The following is a 22,059-nucleotide window of genomic DNA, read 5'->3' as shown; positions in this document are numbered from 1 at the left end:
GTAGAATTGGACCACTATGGCCAGAACTTCTAACTCCCCCGCAGACGACGGCGCCAAGCCCAAGCGTTCGTTGTTCTCCCGCAAGCCCAAGGCCGAGAAGGCCGCCAAGGAACCAGGTCGGCTGAAGCAGCTCGGCCAGGTCTTCCAGATGACCCGGCGTAATGACCCCAACGCCGTGTGGTGGATGGTCCTGGCATTCTTCGGCATCATCGCCGTTGGCCTGGTCATCGGACTGGTGATCAACAACTGGATCACCACACTGCTCGTCTCCATTCCGCTGGGCTTGCTGGCAGCATTACTCATCCTCTCCCGTCGTGCCGAGAAGGCCGCCTTCAAGCAGCTTGAAGGCCGTCCGGGTGCCGCCGGCGCATCCATGTCCGTCTTGAAGCGTGGCTGGATCCTCACGGAACAACCCGTGGCGGTCAGTCCCAAGACCCAGGACCTCGTCTTCCGCGGCATCGGTCGCTGTGGGGTCGTGCTGGTCACCGAAGGGCCGACCCACCGGGTTCGCCCGCTGGTGGATGCCGAGCGCAAGCGAATGAACCGTGTCCTGCCGAACGTGCCGATCCACGTCATCAACGCGGGTTCGAACGATGGACAGACCGGTTTGGGCGATGTGTCCAAGAAGATGAAGAAGTTCCCCAAGACGCTCAATAAGCAGGAAGTCCATGCCGTGGACATGCGTCTGTCCACGTTGGGCAGCGCGAAACTTCCCATTCCCAAGGGCATCGACCCCAATAAGGCCCGCCCTGATCGCCGTTCAATGCGCGGGCGCTAAAGAACGACTACGCAAAAGTGCCGGTTTCCTCCACGAGGGAACCGGCACTCTTCATTTGAGGTGGGACCGCACGCCAGCGGTACCCACCCATCTCGTTGCCGATGGCGGCGACGCCAAAGGAGCGATCCCCGACGGCCGGCACCCGGTGTTCGGCTAGTAACAAGGCTGTGCACGAGGCCGGGGACGCCCCATCTACCCCGTCCAGGGTTCGGTGGAAAGGACATCAGGGAAAGACCGCCCCTGTATCTGATCATGGCTTCCTTGGGGGCACTGCTGGTGGTCTCGGGCTACTTTGCCTATCGGGGAAAGTATCTGGCATGGCTGCAATTGAAGTCGTTTTTTCCGGGGTGGCCGGGACGTGGCGGCCTACACATCGGGATATGGATGCCGGCAACCCGTTGGGTGCCGTGGTTGTGGTTTTTGTGTGGTTCCCGAGCCTCTTGCTCGGCATCTTGAGCTTGTTCTGGCTTCCACGCTTTCTACTGCCCCAATGGATCAAAGATGACATCAAGGAAATTCGTCGCGGCGACGATTTGTTGTCCCAGGCGCTGAAACCCGGTGGCAGTCTCCACGGGCGGCTGGGCGTTCCCCCTGAAGAATGGCCGGAAAACCAGGAATACGGACCCGACGGCGAGCCCAGGAACGTGATCCGCCGCGAAGACTAGCTGGATGGGATCAACGATCCATCAGCCACCCAACGGCAACGCCTGGCTGGGTCCCGGAGCAGCGAGGCACCATCTGGTGGGACGGGACGATGACGGATGGATCAATGTGGAGCCCATGCCGAGTGCCCAGGTCCGGGATGTGTCCGTCCAGAAACCCCGGTAGCGCTCACCCTGACAGTCCCGGGCGATGGCAAGGGCTGAGTGAAACCGGGTGCTTCCGGGTACCTAGCGCAATATCCCGACTTTCGTCTAGGACGTCAGGTCCGTACGAGGATTGTCTTGATGGCCCGGTCGTGGAGGCCGCGCTGATCCGGGTCGGTGACCAGTGGGGGGACGACCAGACAGACCAGGACACCGCGGATGAGGCCCTGGAGCGGTCGCACGGGCGAGCCGTCCATGCCCTGCACCTGCATACCGAGGGTGCGGTGGCCGATGGAGTGGCCGGTCACTCCGACGAAGACGATCTGCATGGCGGCGAACAGCGCCAAATTGGCGTAGGAACTGCCGTGGAAGAAAATGAACGACGGGATCATGGCCAAGGCCCAGTCGATGCACAAGGCACCGACGCGCCGGCCAATGCGAGCCACAGATCCCGGCCCGCTTTCGGGCCGTCCAAGGCGCTGGCCCGGCCAGGCTTCGGAATTGAGCTGAGGCGGGCCTTCGAGCCATGAGCTGACATCTTTACGTTCCACCCCACCAGTCTATCGCGGGCTTTCCAGAGTGCGGCGACATCGTCCCGTCCACGCTGATAAGCCCGGAACGCGAGGCCGGGCGGGAGCGAAAAACTACTCCCGAAATCGCTGGGATCGGTCCGCTGGGCACTCTATAACGCCCGAGAAGCGAATGTGTCACGATCGGGGAACCAATATTCGTTAGAGTAGGGATACAGCGAGGGGCCGACACGTGCAAAGGCCGCGTGCTTCCCTGGCCTGAGCAAACCTCATAGGAGCAGTAGCAGATGTTCAAAAACCCTGACGAAGTCCTCAAGTACATTGCCGACGAGGACGTTAAATTCGTCGACATCCGGTTCACGGACCTCCCGGGGGTGCAGCAGCACTTCAACGTCCCGGCCAAAACGGTTGACGCAGACTTCTTTGTCGACGGACAGCTTTTCGACGCTTCGTCGATCAAGGGCTTCCAGGGAATCGCGGACTCTGACATGCAGTTGATTCCGGACGTCACCTCCGGCTTCGTCGATCCCTTCCGTCTGGAAAAGACCCTGGCTTTCAACTTCTCGATCGTCAGCCCCCGTACCGGCGAACCGTACCACCGCGACCCGCGTGGCGTAGCCGAGCGTGCTGAGGCATACCTGGAGTCCACGGGTATTGCCGATACTGCCTTCTTCGCTCCGGAAGCGGAATTCTTCATCTTCGACAACATGCAGTGGGAGTCGAAGCCGCAAGGTTCCTTCTACAAGATTGATTCAGTCGAAGCTCCGTGGAACACCGGCAAGAAGGAAGAGGGCGGCAACCAGGCCTATAAAACGCCGTTCAAGGGAGGCTACTTCCCGGTGGCTCCCACCGATAAGCAGGCCGACTTGCGTGACGCCATCTGCCTGGAACTCGAAGCGGCGGGCCTTGAAGTCGAACGGTCGCACCATGAGGTCGGCGCCGCAGGCCAGGCCGAGATCAACTACAAGTTCAATACGCTGACGCACTCTGCCGATGACATCCTGAAGTTCAAGTACATCGTCAAGAACCTGGCCGATGCCTGGGGCAAGTCCGCGACGTTCATGCCGAAGCCGGTCTTCGGTGACAACGGTTCAGGCATGCACTGCCACCAGTCGTTGTGGACCGATGGTGTCCCGTTGTTCTACGACGAGAAGGGCTACGCCGGCCTGTCGGACACCGCCCGCTGGTACATCGGCGGACTACTCAAGCACGCCTCCTCCGTCCTTGCCTTCACCAACCCGACCGTGAACTCCTATAAGCGGCTGGTCAAGGGCTTCGAAGCCCCGGTGAACATGGTGTATTCGCAGGGCAACCGCTCCGCCGGTATCCGCATCCCGATCACGGGGTCGAACCCGAAGGCCAAGCGCATCGAGTTCCGCGCGCCAGATGCCTCGGGCAACCCGTACCTTGCTTTCGCCGCTCAGCTCATGGCAGGCCTCGATGGCATCCGCAACCGCATTGAACCGGCCGATCCGATCGACAAGGACCTCTACGAACTTCCAGCCGAGGAAGCCAAGGACATCCAGGTGGCACCAGGGTCGCTTGAGGAAGCCCTGTCGGCTTTGGAGGACGATTTCGACTTCCTGCTCGCCGGTGATGTGTTCACCGAGGATCTGATCCGGACCTGGATCGACCTCAAACGCGAAACCGAGATCAAGCCGCTGTCACTGCGCCCGAACCCCTATGAGTTCGAGCTCTACTACGGCTGCTAGTCAGACCGCAAAGCTAAACCTCATCTAGTCCGTAGAGAGTCCGCACGAGCGAGCGACACTTCGGTGACGGCCGCACGTGCGGACTCTCTATTGTCTGGATCCCCGCCTGTGGTGGCCGCTTGCCATCGTTCAGCCACGCTCCAAGTACCCTGCTCCCCCTGCACCATGATGGGCGTTTTCCCGGGACTCCCCCGGCTACATCCACCCAGCGCATCAGTAAAAGCGCTGGTCAGGAGCTGGGGCCGTGCATAGAATCGCTCTATGGCCTATCACTTGGAAAGACTGTCTCGCGGCAGTGTCGACTCACGCACGGATGTCTTCGGAAACGACCTTGATGAAGCACTCGAGACAACGACCGACGCACTAACCAAAGATAAAGTCGAATTCGCCCGGCTCATGGAAGACGGATCCGGGAACAGCGGACCTGGTGAAGGTCGAATCGTTGCCATCTATACCGCAGCAGAGGGCTGGCACAAGCTCGAGGCCTAGAAGCTGGATAGCTCCCGGATATCGACTCAGAAGGGTGGTTCTTCCGGGGGCTTTTCCGGTGTTTGGGGTTTGGGGCGTAGCGGGTTGTCCCGGTCATCGGGCCGATGGATCGCCGGTGGCCCGTAAGCACCGGCATTACGCTTCAAACGCCGCTTCCTGGCCGCGTGGGCGTGGGTGGTCATCGCGTAACGGCCCCGTTCGGGACACGGGGAGGAAGGATCCGGCACGTCTTGGACCCGACCCCATAAACAGATCTGCAGGTCCTGATACTTCTCGTACTCGTACTCGATCTTGCTCGACTCGATCGTGAAGGCCTTCGGCGCGATGACCGCTGGCGGTGAGACCGTGGGGATCACCGCTTCAGGATCCGCAGGCGGCGCCGCCACCCCACCGGTGGTTCGGGAGCTCTGCCAGGGATCCGCCAAGGCCCAGGGAGCTGCCGGGTAGCCAACCCGCCTGGTTCCGAACAGACTCGTGACCAGGATCGTGCCCCCGGCGCGTTGTTCGACCTCGAGCAACCCCAGCGACTTCAACCGGTGACACCGCTTGCACCCCAAGCGCAGGTTCGCGATATCCGTCCCTCCACCGTGTTGCCACTCCCTCGTGTGGTCGATCTCGCAGGTCCTACCGGGCCCGGTGCATCCCGGGGTGGTGCAGGACCCGTCCCTGAATTGCAGGATCGCCCGCTGGGCCGCGGTAGGCCGATACCTGTTCTGGCCGAACTTCACCACCGCCCCGGTCAAGGGATCGGTGATCACCCGCCACCAGGTCTTCGCCGCGACCATCAACCGGGCCGCTGAGTACTGATCTATCGGGCCCCCACCAAGCATCGTGGGCACCGGGGCCCCGGGCTTGAGCTCGGCCACCGCCAGGGCACCCGGGGCATCCACCCCAGCCGGCCCATCCACCACAGCCGAGCCTTCCGATCCACCCGGGCCAGGACCCGCGCTGGGGGTCCCGGTAGGAACACCTTGTCCAACGTCTGCTTCGCCCCCTGTCCCGGGGGTGGGGAACGTGTCGGGGTTCGGGGTGGTTCCGTTCACCGGGGTCTGATCGATCCCGGTGGGCCCGCCCTCGGTTCCGGGAAGCATGGTCGCCGGAATCGTCACGAAGACCTGCGCGTCCACCGTCTCCAACCCCTGGCCCCGGGGACCGTTGAGCATCATGTCGGTGAAGACATCGGCCCGCAACTGATCCAAGGTACGAAACTGTCCGGCATCATCACCGGCCCCGGCCCCCGGCGCCGGATCAGCAGCACCCTGGCCAAGTAGCTCCCCAACACGGCCCGGGGCCACTTCCTCAATGTCATGACCGGGGCCGGTGTTCCCGGCGGCGTGGGCTGCTGCCTGGCTGACCGCGGCCGCCGTTTCGGGGGCGGTCTTCAGCAGCCGGGCCATGGCATCGACCTTCGCGAAGATCGCCTGGCAACTAGCCGTGGGTAGATACCCCGAGAACCACGTCATCCCGTCACGGGCCTGTTCCAGCTCGATCCGGCGGTCCCGCAACTCGGTCCGGGAGCGTTTGGTGAAGGAAAACCCGTAATACTTCTCCAGGACCTGCCGGCCCCGGGCCCGCAATTGCGTAGGCGACTTCCCCGCAGCGATGGCCAACATATCGGCCCCGAAGTCCCGCCGATCGGCCCGGGCCCGGGCCGCTGCGGCGGCGACGTCGCGTTCGAACTCCTCCTTGCGGGCCTCGTCCGCATCCCGGGCCGGCAAGGCCGGTGGTTCGGCGGTGATGTGGTGGGTATGTTCCAGGATCCGTTGGACATGGCTGGCCCCGATACGCCCCAACGCCAACGACTCCAGGACTTCGGGGGTATCCATCACCAGGGTCTCGGCCTGATCCAACACCCGATGTCCCTGGCCCGGGGACAACCCGGCGATCAGGGCGATTTCCATCGCGGCACTATCGGTGGCCGCGGAAGACACGATGCGTCCGGTCCGGAGCGAGATCCGCATCCCGGGCCGGTTTTGTAGTGCTTCCAGACGGGGATCTATCGCTTCTTGGGCCTCGTCGTGGAGCATGGCCGCGGCACGGAACTTCTCGGCTTCAGCGAAACGGGCCAATGCTTCCGCGGCCTTGAACCGGGTGGACCCGTCAACGGCCGTGGCGCTCTGACGGGTGAGTTGCCACCCGTTGACCGACACTGCTTCGTTGATCGCGTCCATGACCCCACTGTGCCAGTTGCCACCGACAGGTTGGACGGCAGCCACCGGGGTGTGCAGAACACGACCCGGAAGCGGGCCGGTGAGGGGAAAGAGAGCCCAACGGTGGGCCGTCGGCGCGGGGAAAACACCGCGCCGCGCCCACTGAACCGAAGCCGAAGCGGCGGCCTACCCCACAGCCGACCCTCCATAACCCGAGGCACGCGTCGGCCCGGGGCGAGGAGCCGGACTCGTGCTAGCCGGCGATCGTGGTCAGCAGGAAAGCTGACGGCTCCGAAGCCAGGACGTTGTGGACGACGTCGGGGATCACATACAGCCCACCGTGGTTGATGATCTGCTCGCCCTCGGCCCAACGAACCGTGACCGTCCCCTGCAGGACCAGCAGGGTGGCCGATTCGGGCTTGCTGTGGTCAGCCATTTCGGAACCGGCATCCAGCGCCAGCAATGTCTGGCGTAGCTTCCCGTCTTTCAACACCGCCGTGGCGCTGCGACCATGCGGGGCGGTCTTTGCCTTCTCCAGGTGCAGCGCGACGAGTTCGTCGAGATCGGCCTTGCTCACATGCATGATTCCCACTTTCGTTGTTCCGGAGCCGGACCCGGCGGCATTGGTGCCTCCACCATGGTCCCCTACCTTCCATTGTCACCCCGCGTGACGGGGGGGCCACGTCAGTCGTGGCCGTTTTCCTCGAAACCGTAGAAGTGGCGTTCGAAGACGCTGCGGGCCCTGCGCGTGACCCGCCGGTAGTCGTTTTCCAGTTCCGAGGCATTCCCCGCGGGATAACCGCACCACCGAGCGACGGCTTCCATGTCCCGCCATGACCGGGGGAGGACATCCGAGGCACGACCGGTACAGGCCACCGAGGCCCCCCGAATCTGGGTGGCCAGCAACCACGCCCGATCCAGCAGTTCGACGTCGCCCGGGGGCAACAACTCCAGCTCGGCCAACGCGGCCAGTGCCTCACGGGTGGAGGTGGTCCGTAGTTCGGGATGATCCTTGGCATGTTCGAGCTGGAGGAGTTGAACGAGCCACTCGACGTCGCTCAGGCCGCCACGTCCCAACTTCACGTGTCGGGTCGAATCCGCGCCACGCGGCAGCCGTTCGGCTTCCACCCGGGCCTTGACCCTGCGAATCTCACGCACCTCGTCCGGGGTGGCGCCCCGGCCGTACCGGACGCCGTCGACCAGGGTCATGAATTCCGCGGCCAGGCTGTCGGAACCAGCCATCGGCCGGGCCCGCAGGAGCGCCTGACGCTCCCATACCAGGGCCCAGCGGTCGTAGTAGCCGCGGAAGGACTCCAGCGACCGGGCCAGTGGACCGTTCTTCCCCTCCGGGCGCAGACCCGCGTCGACCACCAGCTTGGGTTCGGCGAGCACCGCAGGTTTCAGCGGTTGGGTGAGCAGTTTTCCCACATGGGCGAAGACCCGCAGTGCCTGCTGCTGCGCCTCCTGCGGATCTGCCCCCTCCAACGGCCGGTGGACATAGATGACATCGGCGTCGGACCCGTAACCGATCTCCCGGCCGCCCTGACGGCCCATGGCCACCACCAGCAGGTCGGTCATCCGCCGGGTGGTCTCGAACTCGTGGCTTTCGGCCACCCGCAAAGCGGCCAGGACCGCTGCCCGGTCCACATCGGACAGGGCCCAACCGATCTCGTCGATGCTCAGCAGGTTCGCCGAATCGGCCAAGGCGATCCGCAACAGCTCACGCCGACGGTTCAGACGCACCAGGCGCATGGCCGATTCCGGGTTGCCATGCCGTTTGAGCTTGGATTTGTTCTCCTGCCACAACTGGTCGAAGCTCAGTGGCCGCAATTCCCGGTCGTCCCCCAGCCAGGATGCCGATTCGGGGGACACCTCCAGCAGGTCGGTGATGAAACGCGAACCCGACAAGACATGGCAGAGCCGTTCGGCGGCCGCCTTCGAATCGCGCAGCATGCCCAGGTACCAGTGCGACTCCCCCAACGCCTCACTCAAGCGACGGAAGCCCAGCAGGCCCGCGTCGGGGTCCACCCCCTCGGCCAACCATTCGAGCAGGACCGGCAGCAGCTGGCGCTGCAAGGCGGCACGACGACGCACCCCGGTGGTGAGCGCCTCGATATGGCGCATGGCCCCCTTCGGGTCGAGATACCCCAATGCAGCCAACCGGGCCTGGGCGGCCGTGGGCGAAAGCCTGACCTCGTCGGTGGACAGGTTCGACGCCGAGGCCAACAGCGGCCGGTAGAAGATCGACTCGTGCAGACGCCGGACCGAGCGCTTCGTGTTCTGCCATTGGCGGGTCAGTTCGTCGGCGGGTTTGCGACCGCTGACCGCTTTCCCCCCGGAGGCCCGGAACAGGACACGCAGTGCCTCCTCCTTGACCGGCATGAGGTGGGTCCGACGCATGTTGACCAACTGGAGCCGGTGCTCCAGCACCCTCAGATAGCGGTAGGCCTGGTCGAAGTCGGCCGCATCGGCGCGCCCGATGTACCCGCCCACGCTCAAGGCGGTGATGGCCGACGTCGTATCCCTCACCCGGAGGGTCTCGTCGACCCGGCCGTGCACCAGTTGCAGGAGCTGGACGGTGAATTCGACATCGCGCAATCCCCCCGGGCCCAACTTGAGCTGACGGGAACGTTCATCGGGGGAGATGTTCTCCAACACGCGTTTGCGCATCCCCTGGACCGATTCCACGAATCCGTCGCGTTCCGAGCAGTTCCAGATCATCGGTGCGACGGCTTCCTCGTAGCGACGCCCCAGTTCGATGTCTCCGGCGATGCACCGCGCCTTCAACAGGGCCTGGAACTCCCAGCTCTTGGCCCACCGGTCGTAGTAGGCCACATGCGAGGACAACGTCCTGGACAGGGCACCGTCCTTGCCTTCGGGCCGTAGATTCGCATCGACCTCCCAGAGCGACGGCTCGGGGCCCGGGGAGTTGATGGCCCGGGAGATCCCGATGGCCAGGGTCGCGGCGATCTCGGCCGCACGGTCGTCGTCCAGGTCCTCCGCCTCGTGGACGTAGATGACGTCCACATCGGAAATGTAGTTCAGCTCCCAGGCCCCGCATTTGCCCATCCCGATGACGGCCAGATGCACGGCGGCCACCGCGTCGGCGGCGAACCGTTCGGCGGCTTCGAGCCGGGCGATGGCCAGGGCCCCGTCGACGGCGGCCCCTGCCAGGTCGGCGAGTTCGGCGGCCACGGCCGGCATGACGGCCGAAGGGTCTTCGGCCCCGACATCACGCAACGCCAGTTGGGCCAGTCCCGCCCGATAGGCCACGCGCAGGAGGGCATAGCCGTCCTTGCCCTCGTGGGTGGCCACCGGCAGCTCGTCGTCGGGATCGGCTCCCACCGCGCGCAGCATGCGCTGGCGCAACGTGCGGTACGGCACCTGACGCCACCCCTCGGGCGCCCCGGCAACGACGGCGGTATCGGAGTTCTCCGTGGGGGTGCCGGATTCCTCGTCCCCGTCGGAGACGTCCGGCCCGCTGGAGGGATCCAGCCCGGGGGCCTCCGGGCGGGTGTCATCGTCGGATGCCCCGGCGAAGGCCCCGGGGTCGGGGGCCTCGTCGCCGGGCCCCTCCTCTTGGGCGAAGATTCGGAGTTGTTCCGGATGCCTGACCAGGAAATCCCCGAGGGCCTCCGACGCCCCCAACAGGCGCAATACCGGGATCGCGGCGTCGACGTCGTGGAGCCGGTCCAGGATCCCCGGGGCCCGCTCGGCCAGACGCAGGACCAGCAACAGGGCCTGGTCCGGATCCGCGGCCGCCCGCAGACCGGCCAAGAGCGCGGCTTCATCGGCTCCCGCGAGGATCTCGTCCCCGAGGAACCGCTTGGCCCGCTCGACGTCTTCGAACCCGGCGGAAATCAGCTGTCGCGTCAGGCTCACGGAATCCGCCTAGAGGATGCCGAGGTAGCGGGAGGTCTCGAAGGGGCTGACGTATTGGCGGTACTCGTTCCATTCATCCTGCTTATTGCGCAGGAACGAGTCGAAGACCTGCTCACCCAGGATGCCCGCGACCAGTTCGGAGTCCTCCATGCTGCGGATGGCATCGTGCAACGATCCCGGCAGCGGGGCATGGCCCATCGCCCGGCGTTCGGCGGCGCTGAGGCCCCAGACGTCGTCGTCGGTCGCAGGAGCGAGTTCGTAGCCCTCTTCGATGCCCTTCAGCCCGGCGCCGAGGATGACGGCATAGGCCAGATACGGGTTGGCGGCGGAGTCGATGCCCCGGTATTCCACCCGCGCCGACTGGCCCTTATTCGGCTTGTACAACGGCACCCGGACCAGGGCCGAGCGGTTGTTATGGCCCCAGGACAGGTGGCTCGGTGCCTCTCCGCCGCCCCAGAGGCGCTTATAGGAGTTCACGAACTGGTTGGTGATGGCGGTGAACTCGGGGGCATGGTGAAGGATCCCGGCGATGAACTGCCGGGCCGTCTGCGAGAGCTGGTATTCCTGCCCTGCTTCGAAGAACGCGTTCGAATCACCTTCGAACAGCGAAAAGTGGGTGTGCATCCCGGAACCGGGGTGGCGGGAGAAGGGTTTGGGCATGAACGTCGCGTAGATCCCCTGCTGCAGCGCCACCTCCTTGATGACGGTCCGGAACGTCATGATGTTATCGGCGGTCTGCAACGCATCGGCATAGCGCAGATCGATCTCGTTCTGGCCGGGACCGGTCTCGTGGTGGCTGAACTCCACGGAGATGCCCACCGCCTCGAGCATGGTCACCGCACGACGACGGAAATCCTGCCCGACGCCACCGGTCACGTGATCGAAGTAGCCGCCGTAGTCCACGGGGATCGGTTCACCGTTGTCGCCCAGGTCATCGGACTTCAGCAGGTAGAACTCCACCTCGGGGTGGGTGTAGCAGGTGAACCCCTGGTCCGCCGCGGCCGCCAACTGGCGTTTGAGCACATGCCGGGGATCCGCCGGGGATGGTTCACCTTCCGGGGTCAGGATGTCGCAAAACATGCGTGAGGTCGGTTCGATCTCCCCGCGCCAGGGCAGGATCTGGAACGTCGAGGGATCCGGCTGGGCGAGCATGTCTGATTCGTAGATCCGCGACAGGCCCTCGATGGAAGAACCGTCGAACCCCAGTCCCTCCTCGAACGCGCCCTCCACCTCGGCCGGGGCCAACGCCACCGACTTCAGCGATCCGACCACGTCGGTGAACCACATGCGTACGAAGCGCACGTCGCGCTCCTCAATGGTCCTGAGCACCAATTCCTGCTGGCGGTCCATATGCGTCGCTCCTCGTCTGATCCGGCGAATGCTGCGGTGGTTCCGGGCCGTTCCACCGCGCTCAACACTACTCGGAATCCGTGTACGTCCCAGTGTCCCGGCCCACCGGTGACGTATCGTGATGGACATGTCGCACGAACAACCCTCCCCCTACGACTCCGGTCAGTCCACTACCCCGCCCCCGGCCGGCGGCAGGGTCCGCATCGGCCACCTGGCCCGCGCCAAGGCCGAAGGCCGCCGCTTCGCCATGCTGACCGCCTACGACCAGTACGCCGCATCGATCTTCGACGAGTCGGGCATCGAGGTGCTGCTCGTGGGTGACTCCGCGGCGAACAACGTCATGGGCTATTCGACCACCCTGCCCATCACCTTGGACGAGATGACCGTCTTCGCCCGCTCCGTGACCGCCGGGGCCCGGCGCAGCCTGGTCGTCTGCGATCTACCCTTCGGCAGCTTCGAGGCCTCCCCGCAGCTCGCCGTCGAATCGTCGGTCCGGCTGATGAAGGAAACGGGCATCCATGCAGTGAAGATGGAGGGCACCGCCCGCCGGGCCGAACACGTCCGTGCGGTGGTCGACGCCGGCATCCCGGTCATGGCCCATATCGGGTTCACCCCGCAGGCCGAACACGCCCTCGGCGGCTATAAGGTCCAGGGGCGCGGTGATGCCGCCCAGCAGCTCATCGACGATGCCACCGCACTCCAGGAAGCCGGGGCGTTCTGCGTCCTGATGGAGATGGTCCCCGCCGACGTCGCAGCGACCGTCGACGCGGCCGTGTCGGTGCCCACGATCGGCATCGGGGCCGGGGCCGGGACCACCGGCCAGGTCCTGGTCTGGCAGGACATGCTGGGCCTGAACCCGGGCAAGCTGCCGCGCTTCGTGAAGAAATATGCCGATCTGCGCCAGGTCATGGGCGATGCGGCCGCCGCCTACCACCGGGACGTCGTCGAGGGGACCTTCCCCGCCGAGGAACACGGCTTCTAGCTAGTCCTCGTCGTCGTCCCAGGCCTCGTTGTTCCGGGCCACCTGGGACAGCGCGCCCTGGGCCTCCTCGCGGGTGTCGTACGGGCCCAGGAGTTGCGACCAGTCCGACTGCGGGCCTGATTCGACCTGCTTGGTGTTGACGTTGAACCAGAAGTTGCCGCCCGGGGTTCCACTGCCATCGCTCATGCCGTACCTCTTTCTTTCGGTTCCCCGACGCAGGGTCGGGCTCAGCTGGGGAGCCCACCATACTCCGGGCGGCGAAGATGGCGATAGGATCAAGAACATGCCACGTACGTCCACAGCCCCCCTTGGAAACCTCGTCCCCGGAACCCCGACGCCGCAGCGTCATGTTCCGGCCTCGATCACCCGTCCCGAATATGTCGGCAAGCCGGCCCCGGCGAAATTCGAGGGTTCCGAGGTGAAGTCCCCCGAGACCGTTGAACGGATCCGCCACGCCTCGAAGATCGCGGCGGAGGCCCTGCAACTGGTCGGGCAGGCCGTCGTCCCCGGCGTCACCACCGACGAGCTGGACCGGGTCGGCCACGACTACCTGATCAGCCACGGGGCCTACCCCTCCACGTTGGGCTACCGCGGCTTCAGCAAGTCCCTGTGCTCCTCGATCAACGAAGTCATCTGCCACGGCATCCCCGACACCACCGTGGTGCAGGACGGGGACATCGTGAACATCGACATCACCGCCTACATCAACGGCGTCCATGGCGACACGAACGCCACCTTCCTGGCCGGGGACGTCGACGAGGATTCCCGTCTGCTGGTCGAACGGACCGAGGAGTCCCTGCGTCGGGCGATCAAGGCCGTCATGCCAGGACGCGAGATCAATGTCATCGGCCGGACGATTTCCGCCTACGCGAAGCGCTTCGGCTACGGCGTCGTCCGCGATTTCACCGGCCACGGCGTCGGCGAGGCCTTCCACACCGGTCTGATCATCCCGCACTACGACGCAGCGCCTGCCTACTCACGACTCATCGAATCCGGGATGGTCTTCACCATCGAACCGATGCTCACGCTCGGGAAGGTCGACTGGGACATGTGGGACGACGGCTGGACGGCCGTGACGCGCGACCGCAAACGCACCGCCCAGTTCGAGCACACCCTCCTGGTCACCGACCAGGGCGCCGAAATCCTGACCGTGGCCTGACCCGGCCCTCCCATCCCCCGCTGAGGAGCACCATGTCGAAGGACGAGAAAAGCAAGAAGAACACGGTTTCCACTGCCATCGGCGTGGATATCGGCGGCACAGGGATCAAAGGCGGCATCGTCGACCTGAAGAAGGGCAAGCTGCTCGGCTCGCGGTACCGCATCGATACCCCGACCCCCTCCACCCCGCAGGCCGTGGCCGAGGTCGTCCGGCAGATCCTCGAGGAACTCGGCACCCGGGACAAGGCCCCGGCCACAGACGCCCCGGTGGGCATCACCTTCCCGGCGATCATCCACGAAGGCGTGGCGCTCTCGGCAGCCAACGTCGACAAATCCTGGATCGACACGGATGTCGACACGCTCTTCACCGACGTGCTCCAACGCCCCGTCCAGGTCATGAACGACGCCGACGCCGCGGGACTGGCCGAAGCCAGGTACGGGGCCGGGGCCGGGGTCAAGGGCTCCGTCATGCTCATCACGCTCGGCACCGGCATCGGATCGGGGCTGGTCCACAACGGCGTCCTGGTCCCGAACCTGGAACTCGGGCACCTGGAAATCGACGGGTACGACGCCGAAACCCAGGCCTCCGCCTCGGCCCGCGAACGCGATGGCTTGTCCTGGGAGGACTACGCGGTGCGGCTTCAGCGCTACTTCTCCCACGTGGAGTTCCTCTTTTCCCCGCGGCTCTTCGTGGTGGGCGGCGGGATCTCCAAGCGTTCGGAGGACTTCCTGCCCCAGCTCAAGCTCCGCACCCCGATCGAACCGGCACATCTGAAGAACAATGCCGGCATTGTCGGTGGTGCACTGCAGTCGGCCATCCACCACGGCCTCCACGACTAGCCTGCCGGCCGGCAGGGCCGGATGCGGCGGCGGGAAGCCGTCGGGTCCGGGACCCTGCGGTTCCTTATTCGGCGGTCAGGGGACGCTGATGGGCGGCGTCGGGGCGCGGCTGGCCTTCACTGCGCAGCTTGGCGATCGCGCTTTCGAAATCCTCGAGCGACTCGAAGCCCTGGTAGACGCTGGCGAACCGCAGGTAGGCGACCTGGTCCAGCTTCTGTAGCGGGCCCAGGATCGCCAATCCGACCTCGTTGGCGTTGATCTCCGCGGCGCCCGAGGCCCTGACGCTTTCTTCGACTTCCTGGGCAAGCAGCGCCAGGTCGTCATCGGTGACCGGCCGGCCCTGGCACGCCTTGCCCACCCCGGAGATGACTTTGGCGCGATCGAAGGGTTCGGCGACGCCGGATCGCTTGACGACATTCAGGCTCGTCGTTTCCAAGGTCGTGAACCGTCGTTCGCAAGAGCTGCAGAGACGACGCCGGCGGATGGACGAACCGTCTTCGGTCAGCCGGCTGTCAACGACCCGGGAGTCGGAGTTCCTGCAAAATGGGCAACGCATCCACTCCACCTTTCCTGGGGTCATGGGCCGGACTTCGGACCCGGCTACGTGATCAAGGACATGGTCACGGCAGCACCATCATGTCATGTTCGGAGCCCCTCGACGTGTCGAAGGCCACCAGGACGCCCTGTGTAGGCCCCGCCCCGGGACCCGGGGCCGGTGCTGCCGTCGTCCCTAGTCACCCCCGATGCGCTGGCTGACCGCGTCGCCGTGCGCCGGGAGGTCCTCGGCCCGGGCCAACGCCACGACATGATTACCGACCTCACGCAGCGCCGCAGAGGGGTAGTCGATGACCTGGATGGCCTTCAGGAACGTCAGCACGTTCAGCCCCGAGGCAAAGGCAGCGGTTCCGCTGGTGGGCAGGACATGGTTGGAGCCGGCGCTGTAGTCCCCCAGGCTCACCGGGCTGTGTTCCCCGACGAAGACGGCTCCGGCCGCTGTCACCCGTGCGGCCACCGCGGCGGCATCGGCGGTGAGGATCTCCAGGTGTTCGGCGGCATAGGTGTTGCAGACGCGCAGCCCCGCGGCGAGGTCGTCGACCAGGATGACGGCCGATTGGCGACCCGCCAGTGCGGTCCGCACCCGTTCGACGTGCTTCGTTGCGGCGATCTGCCCGTCCAGCTCCTGCCGGACGGCCACGACGAGCTCGGTGGAATCGGTGACCAGCACCGCCGCCGCGTTGGGATCATGTTCGGCCTGGCTGATCAGGTCGGCGGCCACGTACCGGGCGGTGGCGCCGGCGTCGGCCAGGATCGCGATTTCGGTGGGACCGGCCTCCGCGTCGATTCCCACGACCCCCTTGACCAGACGTTTTGCGGTGGCCACGAAGACGTTTCCCGGCCCGGTGATGACATCGACGGGCTCGATGCCCTCCGTCGGCGTGGACGCGGTATCGGCGTCGACCCCGTAGGCGAAGGCGGCAATGGCCTGCGCGCCTCCGATGGCATGGATCTCGGTGATGCCCAGCAGTTCCGCGGCCGCGAGGATCGTGGGGTGGGGCAGCCCGCCGAATTCCTGTTGCGGAGGCGAGGCCAGGGCGATGGACCCCACCCCGGCGGCCTGTGCCGGGACGACATTCATGACCACCGAACTCGGGTAGACGGCCAGCCCGCCGGGGACGTACAGCCCCACCCGGCGTACCGGTTCCCAGCGCTGGGTCACGGTGGCTCCCTGGCCGAAGTCCACCGTGGCGGGGGCCGGGCGCTGGGCGGCGGCAAACAGGCGGGCCCGGCGGATGGACTCCTCCAGCGCGTCCCTGACGGCAGGATCGAGTTCGTCCAAGGCACGGCGACGGGCCTCGGCGGGGACCACGGTGCTGCTTTGCTCCACGTGGTCGAAGCGTCGGGCCAGTTCCGCCAACGTCGCGTAGCCTCCGGTCCGGACCTCGGCGATGATCTGCGCGACGGCGTCGGAGGCCGAGTCGAAGTCGTTCTCCGGCCGGGGCAGGGCGGCCTTCAGGCCCGCATGGTCCAGCGCGGTCCCCCGCAGGTCGATGGTCCGCAGGACGGGGAGGGATCCGGGGGTCTGGGTTGAATTCGTCACCGCACCAGTTTACGGCCTCGGGCCCCGGCCCGCCGAGTGCTACGGCGGACCGGCGACGCTAGATGTCCAGGCAGGTGGGGCCCAACAACACCTTGAGGTCCCCGAACAGTGCGGGGTTGGGGTTGACCCGGAAGTCGATGCCCAGGCGCATCAGTTCCACGCTGCGGGTGCCGGCTAGCTTCACCCGCACCTCGGTGTTGCCCTGGTGGGTGCGCAGGACCTCACCGAGCTGTGTGACCACCGCCTCGTTGGCCTTGTGGCTGGGCATCGAAATGACCACCGGCCCGGCCAGCCCGTCCTCGCTGATCTCGGGGATGGTCAGTTCTTGGGCGTTCAAGGACACCGCCCCGTCGTCGCGCCGTTGCAGTCGACCGCGGACCACGACGATCAGGTCCTCGGCCAGCACGCTGGCGATCGGCCCGTAGGCCTGACCGAAGAACATGACCTCCATGGAGCCGCCGAGGTCCTCGATTTCCGACCGGGCGTACGGGTTCCCGCTGTTCTTGGCAATGCGCCGTTGCAGCGAGGTGATCATCCCGGAAATCGTGACGATCTGCCCGTCGCGCGGCCCGTCCTCGGAGAGCACCTGGGTGATGGAGAGGTCGGCATGCTGTTCCAACAGGTTGCCCAGGCCCTGCAGGGGGTGGTCCGACACGTAGAGCCCGAGCATGTCGCGTTCGAAGGAAAGCTTGTCCTTCTTCTCCCATTCGGGCAGATCCGGGACGTCGATGGCCAGCCCGGAGCCGGCGGACGGATCGTCCAGGGCGCTGAAGAGGTCGAACTGGTTGGCGGCCTCGTTGCGTTTGAGCACGATGACCGAGTCGACGGCCTCCTCATGGATCATGGCCAGGGCCCGCCGTGGGTGGCCCATCGAATCATAGGCGCCCGCCTTCACCAGCGATTCGATGGTGCGCTTATTGCACACCACCGCGGGAACCTTCTGCAGGAAGTCGGTGAACGTCTCGAAGGCGCCCTTCTCCTGGCGTGCCTCCACCAGCGCGTTGACCACGTTGGAGCCGACGTTGCGGATGGCTCCCATGCCGAAACGGATGTCGGTATCCACCGGGGTGAAGTTCAGCTGTGATTCATTCACGTCGGGGGGCAACACGGTGATGCCCATATGGCGGCATTCGTTGAGGTAGAGCGCCGATTTGTCCTTGTCGTCGCCGACGCTGGTCAACAGGGCCGCCATGTATTCGGCCGGATAATGGGCCTTGAGGTAGGCGGTCCAGTAGGAGACCAGGCCGTAGGCCGCCGAATGGGCCTTGTTGAACGCGTAGTCGGAGAAGGGCAGCAGGATCTCCCACAGGGCCTTGATGGCGGCCTCGGAGAACCCGCTGTCCAGCATGCCCTGGTGGAAGCCGGCGTACTGCTTATCCAGTTCGGCCTTCTTCTTCTTGCCCATGGCCCGGCGCAGGATGTCCGCCTGGCCCAGCGAGAACCCGGCGACCTTCTGCGCGATGGCCATGACCTGCTCCTGGTACACGATCAGGCCGTAGGTCTTGTCGAGGATCTCCTGCAACGGTTCCTCGAGTTCGGGGTGGATCGGGGTGATCTCCTGCAGGCCGTTCTTGCGCAGCGCATAGTTGTTGTGCGAGTTCGCGCCCATCGGGCCCGGACGATAGAGCGCGATGACGGCGGAAATGTCTTCGAAGTTGTCGGGGCGCATCAGACGCAGCAGCGACCTCATGGGTCCGCCGTCGAGCTGGAAGACCCCCAGGGTGTCCCCGCGGGCCAGCAGTTCGTAGGCGGCCCGGTCGTCCACCTCGAGTTGTTCGAGGTCCAGGTCAATCCCGCGGTTGATCTTGATGTTCTCGATCGCGTCGGAAATGATCGTCAGGTTCCGCAACCCCAAAAAGTCCATCTTGATCAGCCCGAGAGTTTCACAGGTGGGGTAGTCGAACTGCGTGATGACCTGCCCGTCCTGGAAACGGCGCATGATCGGCACGACGTCGATGATCGGGTCCGAGGACATGATCACCCCCGCCGCGTGGACGCCCCACTGGCGCTTCAGCCCTTCGATGCCCTTCGCCGTTTCGAAGACCTTGGCGGCCTCCGGATCGGCGGCCAGCATCTGGCGGAAATCCGCTGCTTCGGAGTAGCGCTGGGCGGATTTGTCCTCGATGTCGGCCAGCGGGATGTCCTTGGCCATGACGGCCGGCGGCAGGGCCTTGGTCAGCGTCTCGCCCATGCTGAAGGGGTGGCCCATGACCCGGGCCGAGTCCTTCAGGGCCTGCTTGGTCTTGATCGAGCCGTAGGTCACGATCATCGACACGCGCTCGTCGCCGTACTTCTCGGTCACGTAGTTGATGACCTCGCCGCGGCGACGATCATCGAAGTCGACGTCGAAGTCGGGCATGGACACACGCTCCGGGTTGAGGAAGCGTTCGAAGATCAACCCGTGCTGCAGCGGGTCCAGGTCGGTGATGCGCATGGCGTACGCCACCATGGAGCCGGCGCCGGAACCACGTCCGGGGCCGACCCGGATGCCGTTGTCCTTGGACCAGTTGATGAAATCCGCCACGACGAGGAAGTAGCCGGGGAAGCCCATCTTGGTGATGATGTCCAGCTCGTAGTCGGCCTGCCGGCGCGAGGCCTCGGGGACGCCTTGGGGGTAGCGGTACCGCATGCCGGATTCGACTTCCTTGACCAGCCAGCTGGTTTCGTCCTCCCCCGGCGGGCAGGGGAACTTGGGCATGTAGTTCGCGTCGGTGTTGAAGGAGACCTCACACCGTTCGGCGATCTCCAGGGTGTTGTCGCAGGCCTCGGGGAACTCGGCGAAGAGCGCGCGCATCTCCTGCGGCGACTTCAGGTAGAAACTGGTTCCCGAGAACGCGAAGCGTGATCCCCCCTGGTCATAGGTCGGTTCCAGCAGCGTGGAGCCCGACTGCAGGGCCAACAGGGCCTCATGGGCCTTGGCATCGCGTTCGTGCGTGTAATGCAGGTCGTTGGTCGCCACCAGCGGCAGCTTCAGTTCCTTGGCCAGCCGCAGCAGATCCTTGGTGACCCGGCGCTCGATGTCCAGCCCGTGGTCCATCAGCTCGCAGTAGTAGTTCTCCTTGCCGAAGAGGTCCTGGTATTCACCGGCGGCCTGCTTGGCCTCCTCGTACTGGCCCAACCGCAGGCGGGTCTGGATCTCGCTCGAGGGGCAGCCGGTGGTGGCGATGAGCCCTGAGCTGTACTGCTCGAGCAGTTCGCGGTCCAGCCGCGGCCACTTGCCGAACACCGAGTCCAACGATCCGATCGACGAGGCCCTGAAGAGGTTGCGCATGCCTTCGTTGTTGCGGCTGAGCAACGTCATATGGGTGTAGGCGCCACCGCCGGAGACGTCGTCCCGCTTCTGATGGGCCTCGCCCCAGCGCACCCGGGTCTTGTCCTTGCGGGAGGTTCCGGGGGTGACGTAGGCCTCGACCCCGATGATGGGTTTGACCCCCGCACTGGTCGCCTTGTTCCAGAAGTCGAAGGCCCCGAACAGATAGCCGTGGTCGGTCGTGGCCAGGGCCGGCATGCCCAGGCGCTTGGTCTCCTCGAAGAGGTCGGTCAGGCGCGCGGCGCCGTCGAGCATCGAGTATTCGGTATGCGTATGAAGGTGGACGAATCCGTCCCGGTTTGAGCTGGCCACCGATCCATTCTAGGCCCGGAGGCGACCCTTCCGAACTTCCCCGCGCGGCGGCAGGCGTGTCCCGGTCGGGGGCCGGGCGGCCCCGGGTCCGTGGAGGTCGACGCGGCGGGGGCTCAGTAGCCCAGGTCCCCGTCGCGGAGGATCTCCAGGGCGTGGGAGAGGTCCTGCGGGTAGCTGCTCTCGACCTCGACCCACTCCCCCGTGACCGGATGCGGGAACCCCAGCTGGTAGGCGTGCAGCCACTGCCGGGTCAGTCCGAGGTCGGCCGCCAACCGCGGGTCGGCCCCGTAGGTCTGGTCTCCCGCGCAGGGATGGCGCAGGGCCGAGAAGTGCACCCGGATCTGGTGCGTGCGTCCGGTCTCCAGCTGCACCTTCACCAGGCTGGCCCGACCGAAGGCCTCCAGGACCTCGTAGTGGGTGACCGAATCGCGTCCGCCTTCGAGGACCGCGAACCTCCAGTCATGTCCCGGATGCCGGCCGATGGGTGCATCGATGGTCCCGGACAACGGGTCGGGCAGCCCCTGGACGAGGGCGTGGTACGTCTTGGAGGGGGTGCGTTCCTTGAAGGCACGTTTGAGTGCCGTGTAGGCCCGCTCGGTCTTGGCCACGACCATCGCCCCGGAAGTCCCCACGTCCAGCCGGTGCACGATGCCCTGGCGTTCGGGGGCCCCGGAGGTGGAGATGCGGTAGCCGGCGGCGAGTAACGCGCCGACGACCGTGGGCCCCACCCACCCGGGGGAAGGATGGGCGGCCACCCCGACGGGTTTGTCGATGACCACGTAGTCGTCGTCCTCGGCCAGGATCTTCATGGCTTCCACGTATTCGGCCCTCACTTCCAACGGGTCTGTTTCCGGGGGCGGATCGACGCTGACGACGTCGCCGTCGGCCACCTTGCGGGATTTGGCGACCTGGCTGCCGTTGAGCAGCACATGGCCCCCGGCGCACCAGCGCGCAGCCACGCTGCGGGTGGTCTCCAGTCGGGCGGCCAGCAGGGCGTCGACGCGCTGGCCTGCTTCCTCGGGCCCGACGGCGAAGATGGTCGGGCTCACGATTCGTCGGCTTTCCCGCTCTTCCGGGTGGTCTTCTCGGGCACCGGCAGGCCGTCCAGTCCGATGCCCCGGAAGAGCAGCAGGCAGATGCCGATCATGGAACACACCACGAAGGAGTCGGCCACGTTGAAGATCGCAAAGTGCGGGACGGCGATGAAGTCCACGACGTGGCCCATGCCGAACGAGGGCTCACGGAACAGCCGGTCGATGAGGTTGCCGCTGGCACCGGCCAGCAAGCCTCCCAGGGCCACGGCCCACCATCCCGAGCTCACCTTGCGCAGCAGCGTCAGGACGTAGACCACGACGACGGCCATGATGATGGTGAAGATCCAGGTCACCGAGGTACCGATGGAGAAGGCGGCCCCGGAGTTCAGGATGTAATGCCATTGCAGGGCCGATCCGATCACGTCGATCGTTTCGCCCAGTTCCATCCTGGCCTGCACCAGGGCCTTCGTCAGCTGGTCCAGGCCGGCCCCGAGGACGGCGATGCCCAGCGAGAGCGCGATCAACCGGCCGCTGGCACCCTTCGGCGGGGGCGCCGGGGCCTCATGCTCGGTGCGTGCTGCGGGGTCCTGATCCATCGGGGTCCTTAACGTGATGTCGGCGGCCGGGT

General features: G+C 65.7%; 19 protein-coding genes. 8 read left to right on the top strand and 11 right to left on the bottom strand.

Annotated features, from left to right (window positions below):
- Positions 1-16: 16 nt before the first annotated feature.
- The 3 genes from AC3ZI9_RS06150 to AC3ZI9_RS06140 all read left to right on the top strand — a co-directional run bounded on the left by AC3ZI9_RS06150 (position 17) and on the right by AC3ZI9_RS06140 (position 1,606).
- A complete protein-coding gene (locus tag AC3ZI9_RS06150) occupies positions 17-778 on the top strand; it encodes a DUF4191 domain-containing protein (RefSeq protein ID WP_444555697.1) in 762 nt (253 codons plus the stop codon).
- 317 nt (positions 779-1,095) lie between these two features.
- Entirely contained in the window at positions 1,096-1,443 is a 348-nt protein-coding gene (locus AC3ZI9_RS06145) for a hypothetical protein (RefSeq protein ID WP_489923958.1), read from the top strand.
- 4 nt (positions 1,444-1,447) lie between these two features.
- Positions 1,448-1,606, top strand: a complete 159-nt coding sequence (locus AC3ZI9_RS06140) for a hypothetical protein (protein WP_489923957.1) — start codon at positions 1,448-1,450, stop codon at positions 1,604-1,606.
- 94 nt (positions 1,607-1,700) lie between these two features.
- On the opposite strand, the gene AC3ZI9_RS06135 is transcribed toward AC3ZI9_RS06140, so the two are convergent.
- Positions 1,701-2,135, bottom strand: a complete 435-nt coding sequence (locus AC3ZI9_RS06135) for an RDD family protein (RefSeq protein WP_444555749.1) — start codon at positions 2,133-2,135, stop codon at positions 1,701-1,703.
- Between the two features lie 266 nt (positions 2,136-2,401).
- Between AC3ZI9_RS06135 and glnA (AC3ZI9_RS06130) the strand changes: the two genes are divergently transcribed.
- Both glnA (AC3ZI9_RS06130) and AC3ZI9_RS06125 read left to right on the top strand, forming a co-directional pair.
- Positions 2,402-3,826 (top strand): type I glutamate--ammonia ligase, encoded by a 1,425-nt coding sequence (glnA, locus tag AC3ZI9_RS06130; protein WP_444555748.1) that lies wholly within the window; start codon positions 2,402-2,404, stop codon positions 3,824-3,826.
- Positions 3,827-4,087: 261 nt separating this feature from the next.
- Positions 4,088-4,315 (top strand): hypothetical protein, encoded by a 228-nt coding sequence (locus AC3ZI9_RS06125; protein ID WP_444555747.1) that lies wholly within the window; start codon positions 4,088-4,090, stop codon positions 4,313-4,315.
- A gap of 26 nt (positions 4,316-4,341) precedes the next feature.
- Here the strand turns inward: AC3ZI9_RS06125 and AC3ZI9_RS06120 are convergent, their stop codons facing one another.
- The 4 genes from AC3ZI9_RS06120 to glnA (AC3ZI9_RS06105) form a co-directional block, all read right to left on the bottom strand.
- Positions 4,342-6,486, bottom strand: a complete 2,145-nt coding sequence (locus tag AC3ZI9_RS06120) for an HNH endonuclease signature motif containing protein (RefSeq protein ID WP_489923956.1) — start codon at positions 6,484-6,486, stop codon at positions 4,342-4,344.
- Positions 6,487-6,718: 232 nt separating this feature from the next.
- Entirely contained in the window at positions 6,719-7,048 is a 330-nt protein-coding gene (locus AC3ZI9_RS06115; protein WP_444554425.1) for a cupin domain-containing protein, read from the bottom strand.
- A 101-nt stretch (positions 7,049-7,149) separates the two neighbouring features.
- The gene (locus tag AC3ZI9_RS06110; RefSeq protein ID WP_444554424.1) at positions 7,150-10,347 is read right to left on the bottom strand and encodes a bifunctional [glutamine synthetase] adenylyltransferase/[glutamine synthetase]-adenylyl-L-tyrosine phosphorylase; all 3,198 of its coding nucleotides are present in this window, start codon (positions 10,345-10,347) and stop codon (positions 7,150-7,152) included.
- 9 nt (positions 10,348-10,356) lie between these two features.
- On the bottom strand, positions 10,357-11,697 hold the full coding sequence (gene glnA / locus AC3ZI9_RS06105; protein ID WP_444554423.1) for a type I glutamate--ammonia ligase: 1,341 nt from the start codon (positions 11,695-11,697) through the stop codon (positions 10,357-10,359).
- A 127-nt stretch (positions 11,698-11,824) separates the two neighbouring features.
- Between glnA (AC3ZI9_RS06105) and panB the strand changes: the two genes are divergently transcribed.
- Positions 11,825-12,679, top strand: coding sequence for a 3-methyl-2-oxobutanoate hydroxymethyltransferase (panB, locus tag AC3ZI9_RS06100; protein ID WP_444554422.1), 855 nt, complete (start codon positions 11,825-11,827; stop codon positions 12,677-12,679).
- Here the strand turns inward: panB and AC3ZI9_RS06095 are convergent, their stop codons facing one another.
- The gene (locus AC3ZI9_RS06095; RefSeq protein ID WP_444554421.1) at positions 12,680-12,865 is read right to left on the bottom strand and encodes an SPOR domain-containing protein; all 186 of its coding nucleotides are present in this window, start codon (positions 12,863-12,865) and stop codon (positions 12,680-12,682) included.
- 97 nt (positions 12,866-12,962) lie between these two features.
- On the opposite strand from AC3ZI9_RS06095, the gene map reads away from it, so the two are divergent.
- On the top strand, positions 12,963-13,838 hold the full coding sequence (gene map / locus AC3ZI9_RS06090; RefSeq protein ID WP_444554420.1) for a type I methionyl aminopeptidase: 876 nt from the start codon (positions 12,963-12,965) through the stop codon (positions 13,836-13,838).
- A gap of 32 nt (positions 13,839-13,870) precedes the next feature.
- Positions 13,871-14,677 carry a polyphosphate--glucose phosphotransferase gene (ppgK, locus tag AC3ZI9_RS06085; RefSeq protein WP_444554419.1) on the top strand — a complete coding sequence of 269 codons (807 nt, stop codon included), beginning with the start codon at positions 13,871-13,873 and terminating at the stop codon, positions 14,675-14,677.
- 64 nt (positions 14,678-14,741) lie between these two features.
- Here ppgK and nrdR read toward each other — a convergent pair whose 3' ends face one another.
- The 5 genes from nrdR to lspA form a co-directional block, all read right to left on the bottom strand.
- Positions 14,742-15,233, bottom strand: coding sequence for a transcriptional regulator NrdR (gene nrdR / locus AC3ZI9_RS06080; protein WP_444554418.1), 492 nt, complete (start codon positions 15,231-15,233; stop codon positions 14,742-14,744).
- 174 nt (positions 15,234-15,407) lie between these two features.
- Positions 15,408-16,775, bottom strand: coding sequence for a histidinol dehydrogenase (gene hisD, locus AC3ZI9_RS06075; protein WP_444554417.1), 1,368 nt, complete (start codon positions 16,773-16,775; stop codon positions 15,408-15,410).
- Positions 16,776-16,833: 58 nt separating this feature from the next.
- Positions 16,834-20,340: a DNA polymerase III subunit alpha gene (dnaE, locus tag AC3ZI9_RS06070; RefSeq protein WP_489924024.1), complete on the bottom strand. Its 3,507-nt coding sequence runs from the start codon at positions 20,338-20,340 to the stop codon at positions 16,834-16,836.
- A gap of 170 nt (positions 20,341-20,510) precedes the next feature.
- Entirely contained in the window at positions 20,511-21,446 is a 936-nt protein-coding gene (locus AC3ZI9_RS06065) for an RluA family pseudouridine synthase (protein WP_444554415.1), read from the bottom strand.
- Positions 21,443-22,027 carry a signal peptidase II gene (gene lspA, locus AC3ZI9_RS06060; RefSeq protein ID WP_444554414.1) on the bottom strand — a complete coding sequence of 195 codons (585 nt, stop codon included), beginning with the start codon at positions 22,025-22,027 and terminating at the stop codon, positions 21,443-21,445. Before lspA ends, AC3ZI9_RS06065 begins: the two co-directional genes overlap by 4 nt.
- Positions 22,028-22,059 lie beyond the last annotated feature (32 nt).

It is taken from the genome of Arthrobacter sp. AOP36-F1-5 (assembly GCF_058137995.1).
This window is presented reverse-complemented; position numbering and strand designations above follow the sequence as displayed.